Annotated in this window: 3 protein-coding genes and 1 pseudogene; 3 read left to right on the top strand and 1 reads right to left on the bottom strand. The window is 52.0% G+C overall.

Annotated elements, in window-relative coordinates; all coding sequences use genetic code 11:
* Positions 1-1,650, top strand: a 1,650-nt coding sequence (locus tag ABYW01_RS13740) for an efflux RND transporter permease subunit (RefSeq protein WP_372833614.1), incomplete at its 5' end; no start/stop codon positions are given.
* On the top strand, positions 1,647-2,579 hold the full coding sequence (locus ABYW01_RS13735; RefSeq protein ID WP_372833612.1) for a LysR family transcriptional regulator: 933 nt from the start codon (positions 1,647-1,649) through the stop codon (positions 2,577-2,579). The genes ABYW01_RS13740 and ABYW01_RS13735, both read left to right, overlap by 4 nt.
* A 64-nt stretch (positions 2,580-2,643) precedes the next feature.
* On the opposite strand, the gene ABYW01_RS13730 is transcribed toward ABYW01_RS13735, so the two are convergent.
* Positions 2,644-4,293: an electron transfer flavoprotein-ubiquinone oxidoreductase gene (locus ABYW01_RS13730; RefSeq protein WP_372833610.1), complete on the bottom strand. Its 1,650-nt coding sequence runs from the start codon at positions 4,291-4,293 to the stop codon at positions 2,644-2,646.
* Positions 4,294-4,676: 383 nt separating this feature from the next.
* Between ABYW01_RS13730 and ABYW01_RS13725 the strand changes: the two are divergent.
* Positions 4,677-5,032: pseudogene (locus tag ABYW01_RS13725) on the top strand (electron transfer flavoprotein subunit beta/FixA family protein); the annotation flags it as partial.

The raw sequence follows: 5,032 nt of genomic DNA, 5'->3' as shown, positions 1-5,032 counted from the left end.
GTTACGGCGATTACACTGACACTCTTTTTCTGCAGCGTATTCTTCAAAGAAGTTGAAACCTCTCCAGATGATGCGGAGGTAGATCCATACAGGGGCGGGATCTTCACGGCTTATCGATGGTTACTGGACCTGTGTATGCGTGCTCGCTGGGCTACCATGGGCGTTGTTCTGATGGCGCTGGTGGTCGCAGTAGTTGGATTCGGTTCGGTGAAGCAGGTGTTCTTCCCGGCATCCACCACGCCGATGTTTCTGGTGGACTACTGGCGTGCACAAGGGACGGATATCCGTGATACGGCCGCCGATACCGGAGAGATCGAAGCCTGGTTGCTGGCGGATGAGCGGGTCGAGTATGCAGCAACAACCACGGGAAAAGGGGCGATGCGTTTTATGCTGACCTACGGTCCGGAGAAAAGCTACGCGGCCTACAGTCAGTTGCTGGTGCGTACGTATGACACTGAAGCGATCGACTCGTTATTGATAGATCTGGATGCACATCTGCGTGAGCAATACAGCCATGCGCAGTTTAAATTGAAACGTCTGGAGATCGGCCCTTCCACTAACGCCAAAATAGAAGTCCGGGTTAGCGGGCCGGAGCCTGACACGCTACGCGTGCTGGCATCTGAAGTGCAGGCTGTGTTGCGGGACGATCCCCTGGCCGCGAACATCCGCCACGACTGGCGTGAGCGCAATAAAATCATCCGGCCACAGTTTCTGGAAGCTCAGGCCCGCAGGGTTGGGGTGAGCAAGCAGGACCTGGATGCGATGCTGCAGATGAATTTCAGCGGGAAGACCATCGGCCTCTATCGTGATGGTGCTGAGCTAATGCCAATCATCGCACGCACCCCGGATACGGAGCGCCTGAATATTGATAACCTGCCGGATCTGAAAGTCTGGAGTCCGGTATATCAGTCCTATATCCCGGTCGAGCAGGTGGTTGGCAGTTTTGAGGTGCAGTGGGAGGATTCGTTGATCATGCGGCGGGATCGTAAGCGTACGATCACAGTGTTGGCTGATCCCGATCCGCTGACACAGGAGCCAGCGAGCGCGTTGTTGAGCCGAGTAAGGCCACAAATTGACGCGATAAAATTGCCACCGGGCTACAGTCTGGAGTGGGGGGGCGAATACGAAAGTGCCCGGGATGCACAGGCACCACTGTTGGCCGCTATGCCAATCGGTTTCCTGAGTATGTTTGTGATTACCGTACTGTTGTTCAATGCGCTGCGAAAATCGCTCGCCATCTGGGCGACGGTGCCGTTGGCGATTACCGGTGTGACACTCGGCTTGCTGGTGCTGGATTTGCCGTTTGGCTTTATGGCGCTGCTTGGCTTTCTCAGCCTCTCGGGTATGTTATTGAAGAATGGCATCGTGCTGTTGGATCAGATCAATCTGGCGCTGGCATCCGGGCAAGATCCGTATCGGGCCGTATTCGAGTCCTCGGTCAGCCGTGTGCGGCCGGTATGTATGGCGGCAATAACCACTATCCTGGGTATGATACCGCTGCTGTTTGATGACTTCTTTGCCAGTATGGCTGTGGTGATAACATTCGGTCTGGGGGTGGCCACCGTGCTGACACTGATCGTGGTGCCGGTGCTGTACGTGATGATGTATCGAATTGGTTATCGGAAATTAGCGGAGAGCGAGGCTGAATGAATCTGGATGGTCTGGGGCAGGTCGATCTTCGTTTGCTGGTGGCATTTAATGCGCTGATGGAAGAGCGCAGCGTGACCCGTGCTGCGGAGCGATTGGATTTGTCGCAGCCTGCGATGAGTCGGAGTTTACAGCGCTTACGTCAGCTATTCGGTGATGAGTTGTTTATCCGGCAATCACATGGCCTTTCGCCATCTCCCAGGGCGGAGCAGCTGCATGAAATGCTGCGTCCGTTACTGGATGATATGTTGCGGCTTGTCGCGCCGGTGACTGTTGATCCTTCCCAGTTACGGCGTACCTTTCGTATCGGCATATTAGACCTGTTTTCTCAAATGGTTGTGGCTCCGCTGATCAAAGCGCTGCAGGCTGCTGCACCACATGTGCGCCTAAAAGTTGTCAATCTTGAGGCGTATAGCATGGAGTCACTGGCGTCCGGGCAACTGGATTTTGTACTTAATCTGGGAGATGAGGCGCCGGCGAATATTCACTCTCGGGTGCTTTGTTATGAGGAGCCGGTATGTCTCTTGCGGCGGGATCACCCTGCGGCAGCATTGCCTCTGACAGTAGAGCAGTTTGTTGCACTGCCCTTCGTACACTTCTGGATACCGGGTTTTAACGAGCACCGCCAGCTGGACCGGTTACTCTTTGGTAAGGCACTTACGCGGGACGTGTTGCTTGAAACCAATAATCTGATGACGGCAATGAATGCGCTCTGTGATGCGGATCTGGCCATGATTGCAGGAAAACGGATCTACAAGGTATTACCGAGAGCGGAAGAGCTGGTGGCATTGACGTTACCGTTTTCCGAATTGGAACCCGTGGCGATTCGACTGCTATGGCATCGGCGTAATCATGCGGATGTGGAGCATCAGTGGATGCGAGACGTGTTGGCCGGTTTGTTCGGGCCGTTGGAGGAAGAATCTGCTTGTTAGCGATCGTAATAAAAAAGCGGCGGGTGTGTGCCCGCCGCTTTGAATTTATCGTTGCGAGATGCTGTTACATGTTCGGGTAGGTTGGACCGCCCATACCTTCCGGTGTTACCCAGGTGATGTTTTGGGCAGGGTCTTTGATATCACATGTTTTGCAGTGTAAGCAGTTCTGCGCATTGATTTGGAAGCGCTTGCCGTCGTCGTCCTCGACTACCTCGTACACACCAGCAGGGCAGTATCGCTGAGCAGGTTCTGCAAACTTGGTCAGGTTCTGTGTCAGAGGAATATCCACATCCGTCAACTTCAGATGACACGGCTGGTCTTCTTCGTGGTTGGTATTCGACAGGAATACCGACGACAGTTTGTCAAAACTCAGCTTGCCATCCGGTTTCGGATAATCGATCGGCTGGAAGTTGCTTGCTGGCTGCATCTGAGCATAATCTTCATGATTATCGTGCAGCGTGAACGGCAGTTTACCGCCAAAGATATTCTGATCGATGTAGTTAAATGCACCGCCCAGAATTGCGCCGAACTTATGCATCGCAGGACCAAAGTTACGTGAGCTGAACAGCTCTTCGTGCAACCAGGATTCCTTAAACATCTCTTCATAACGGGTCAGTTCTTCACCGCCTGCACAGCCGCCTGCCAGTGCTTCGAACATCGCTTCAGCGGCGACCATACCGGATTTCATCGCGGTGTGGGTGCCTTTGATTTTGCTGAAGTTCAATGTGCCCGCGTTACAGCCGACAATCAGGCCGCCTGGGAAGGTCATTTTCGGCAGGGAGTTAAATCCGCCTTTGGTGATGGCACGTGCACCGTAAGAGACGCGGGTGCCGCCATCCAGATGTTGCTTCAGTACCGGATGATGTTTCAGACGCTGGAACTCATCAAACGGGCTGATGTACGGGTTGGCGTAGTTCAGGTCGATAATCAGGCCAACAACAACCTGGCAATCATCCGTGTGATACAGGAAGAAACCGCCGCTGGTGTTTTTATCCAGTGGCCAGCCAGAACCGTGAACAACCAGTCCCGGTTTATGCTGATCGGCCGGGATGTCCCACAGCTCTTTGATGCCAATGCCGTAATGCTGGGCATCCGCTTTGGTATCCAGGTTGAAGTTCTCAATCAGCTGTTTACCCAGATGACCGCGGCAGCCTTCAGAGAAAATGGTGTATTTTGCGTGTAGCTCCATGCCTGGCATGTAGCTATCTTTCTGTTCGCCATCCATACCGATGCCCATGTCACCGGTAGCGATGCCTTTCACGCTGCCATCGTCGTTGTACAGTACTTCCGATGCGGCGAAACCGGGGAATATCTCTACACCCAGTTCTTCAGCGCGTTCCGCCAACCAGCGGCACACGTTGCCCAAGCTGACAACATAGTTGCCATCGTTGTGCATGGTTTTAGGTACAAAAGCGTTCGGGATCTTGGTGCCGTTTTCGGCATCCTTCAGCAGATATACTTCATCTTCGGTGACCGCTGCGGTCAGTGGCGCACCTTGCGCTTTCCAGTCTGGGAACAGCTCGTCCATAGCACGGCTTTCGATAACAGCACCAGATAAAATGTGTGCACCGACCTCAGAGCCTTTTTCCACAACACAAACAGTAACTTCCTGTTCTTTCTCCTGCGCCAACTGCATCAGGCGGCAGGCGGTAGACAATCCAGCAGGGCCAGCGCCTACAATTACAACATCAAATTCCATCGACTCACGGGTCATCGGTAGATCTCCCCAAACTCAGTTTCTTCTTTGTTATTAGCAGAGGCACTTCAAGCAAACCGGCGCTCTTTTATCACGTAGTACAATTATAAGTAAATTCCCTAATATTGGAACATTTTTAAATATATAGAGGCGGTTTTATAGTAGCTAAATGTCTTACATGCCTTGATAATATCGACGTTTTAAAATAATGTCGATATTATCAAGGCATGTAAGGGTTAAATTTTCAGTTAGGGTTATTGCTTATTTTGGACGGGTGGGTATGATTAGGGAAACCACTTAGAAAACGGTTGGTTCTTAGTGTATAGCTGCCGAATCAAGGCGTTATCTAATCCAACAGTAAAAGCATATTAAGAAGAACTACAGATAAAAGGTCTTTGCTGATGAAGGTGCTTGTAACAGTTAAGCGAGTGATCGACTACAACGTCAAAGTACGTGTGAAGTCGGACAACAGTGATGTGGATCTGGCCAACGTAAAAATGGCCCTGAACCCATTTTGTGAAATTGCGGTAGAAGAAGCGGTACGTCTGAAAGAAGCCGGTACGGCCTCTGAAGTTGTTGTCGTATCTATTGGCCCTAAAGCATGTCAGGAGCAGATTCGTACTGCGCTGGCGCTGGGTGCTGATCGCGGTATTCAGATCGACGTTGACGAGGCGCCTGAGTCTCTGTCCGTTGCTAAATTGCTGGCGAAAGTGATCGATGAAGAGAAGCCTGAGCTGATCATCATGGGTAAGCAGGC

The sequence above is a fragment of the Pontibacterium sp. genome, from assembly GCF_041587635.1.
Lineage (GTDB): Bacteria > Pseudomonadota > Gammaproteobacteria > Pseudomonadales > Balneatricaceae > Pontibacterium.
This window is presented reverse-complemented; position numbering and strand designations above follow the sequence as displayed.

What these genes read in the sequence shown, in the direction of transcription:
- ABYW01_RS13735 (WP_372833612.1), top strand. Translation starts at nt 1,647, where the DNA reads ATGAATCTGGATGGTCTGGGGCAGGTCGATCTTCGTTTGCTGGTGGCA.
- ABYW01_RS13730 (WP_372833610.1), bottom strand. Translation starts at nt 4,293, where the DNA reads ATGACCCGTGAGTCGATGGAATTTGATGTTGTAATTGTAGGCGCTGGC.